1 rRNA gene (only partly in view) is annotated in these 2,500 nt (G+C 54.5%); it reads right to left on the bottom strand.

Features of this window, described 5'->3' with window-relative positions:
* Positions 1-2,345 (bottom strand): 23S ribosomal RNA (locus V8201_RS18970) (it extends 472 nt beyond the left edge of the window).
* Between the last annotated feature and the right edge of the window lie 155 nt (positions 2,346-2,500).

Below are 2,500 nucleotides of genomic sequence, written 5' to 3'. Positions count from 1 at the left end.
CCACGAGGGACCACCGGATCACTATGACCGACTTTCGTCTCTGCTCGACTTGTCAGTCTCGCAGTCAGGCGGGCTTATGCCATTGCACTCTAACAGCCGGTTTCCAACCGGCCTGAGCCCACCATCGCGCGCCTCCGTTACTCTTTAGGAGGCGACCGCCCCAGTCAAACTACCCGCCACAGAGGGTCCCTGCACCGGCTAACGGTGCGAGGTTAGACATCAGAAAACAACAGGGTGGTATTTCACCTATGGCTCCACGCCGGCTGGCGCCAACGCTTCAAAGCCTCCCACCTATGCTACACAGTTCTTTCCTAATGCCACTCTGAAGCTGCAGTAAAGGTGCACGGGGTCTTTCCGTCTAACCGCGGGTACTCCGCATCTTCACGGAGAATTCAATTTCGCTGAGCATGTCCTGGAGACAGTGGGGAAGTCGTTACGCCATTCGTGCAGGTCGGAACTTACCCGACAAGGAATTTCGCTACCTTAGGACCGTTATAGTTACGGCCGCCGTTTACCTGGGCTTCATTTCAGAGCTTGCACCCCTCCACTTAACCTTCAGGCACCGGGCAGGCGTCAGGCCCTATACGTCGTCTTGAAGCCGACTTAGCAGAGCCCTGTGTTTTTGCTAAACAGTCGCTACCCCCTGGCCTGTGCCCCCAGCAAGAGCTTGCGCTTATGCTGGGCCTCCTTCTTCCGAAGGTACGGAGGCAATTTGCCGAGTTCCTTCAGGACACTTCTCTCAAGCGCCTTGGTATACTCTACCTGACCACCTGTGTCGGTTTCGGGTACGGTCTATACGGTGGGGCTATTTCCTGGAACAGTTTCGAAGCCCGGCCAATCCGTTAAGGCCGAACAACTCACACCATCCGTCACACACCACCAGGCCCACGAATATTAACGTGGTTCCCATCGACTACCCCCTTCGGGCTCGTCTTAGGGGCCGGCTCACCCTGCGCGGATTAGCCTTGCGCAGGAACCCTTGGTCTTTCGGCGAGAGGGCATCTCACCCTCTTTATCGCTACTCATGTCTGCATTCGCACTTCCGATACCTCCACGACCCATTACCAGATCGCTTCACAGGCTTACGGAACGCTCCGCTACCGCGTGGCTTGCGCCACACCCTAAGCTTCGGTGTATCACTTGAGCCCCGTTACATCTTCGCCGCAGAAACCCTTGTTTAGACCAGTGAGCTGTTACGCTTTCTTTAAAGGATGGCTGCTTCTAAGCCAACCTCCTGGTTGTTTTGGGATTTCCACATGCTTTCCCACTTAGTGATAACTTGGGGACCTTAGCTGTAGGTCAGGGCTGTTTCCCTTTTGACGACGGACCTTAGCACCCGCCGTCTGTCTCCCGGATATCACTCCTAGGTATTCGGAGTTTGGTTAGAGTTGGTAGATCTCGCGACCCCCGCATCCATCCAGTGCTCTACCCCCTAGGGTGTCCATCCGAGGCACTACCTCAATAGTTTTCGCGGAGAACCAGCTATTTCCCGGCTTGATTGGCCTTTCACCCCTAAACACAACTCATCCGGTAACTTTTCAACGTTAATCGGTTCGGACCTCCAGTGCATGTTACTGCACCTTCATCCTGGTCATGCCTAGATCGCCGGGTTTCGGGTCTAATACTTCAAACTCAGTCGCCCTATTCAGACTCGCTTTCGCTGCGCCTACACCTAACGGCTTAAGCTTGCTTGAAACATTAAGTCACAGACCCATTATGCAAGAGGTACGCTGTCAGGCCTCAAGGACCCTCCAACTGCTTGTAGGCAATCCGTTTCAGGTACTGTTTCACTCCCCTCATCGGGGTGCTTTTCACCTTTCCCTCACGGTACTAGTTCGCTATCGGTCATGTACGAGTATTTAGGCTTGGAGGGTGGTCCCCCCATGTTCAGACAGAATTACACGTGTTCCGCCCTACTCGAGTCTTCCTACATCACTTTCGCATACGGGGCTGTCACCCGCTATGGCCCAACTTTCCAGATGGTTCTGCTAGTTGAATAGGAAGCACTGGCCTGGTCCGCGTTCGCTCGCCACTACTAACGGAATCTCGGTTGATGTCTTTTCCTCCAGCTACTGAGATGTTTCAGTTCACCGGGTTCGCTTCACGAAACCTATGTATTCAGTTCCATGATACCTGTTCCCGCCTAACCAGTTGCGCCCCCGGGCGACACGCATGACGCGTGCCGCCGAGCGGCTCAGCTGATTAAACGGATAGGTGGGTTTCCCCATTCGGAAATCTGCGGGTCAAAGGTTGCTCACACCTCACCGCAGCTTATCGCAGCGTGCCACGTCCTTCATCGCCTGTACATGCCAAGGCATCCACGAATTGCCCTTACCTCACGCTTGAGAGTCCACACCACCAACGACAACACTGGATCGCCATCCTCGAAGAGGGGCGACACGAAACTCGGCAGAGCAGTGCAGCGTGGTTCTACCAGACGCCTTGCGGCGTCATCCTGGTGCGGATGATTATAATCTCAGCCAAATAATAAGTGATTGAA

Origin of the sequence: Sphingomonas kyungheensis, from assembly GCF_037120395.1 — a bacterium.
Classification (GTDB): Bacteria; Pseudomonadota; Alphaproteobacteria; order Sphingomonadales; family Sphingomonadaceae; genus Sphingomonas; species Sphingomonas kyungheensis.
The sequence above is the reverse complement of the archived record's forward strand: the minus strand, read 5'-3'. Positions and strand labels throughout refer to the sequence as shown.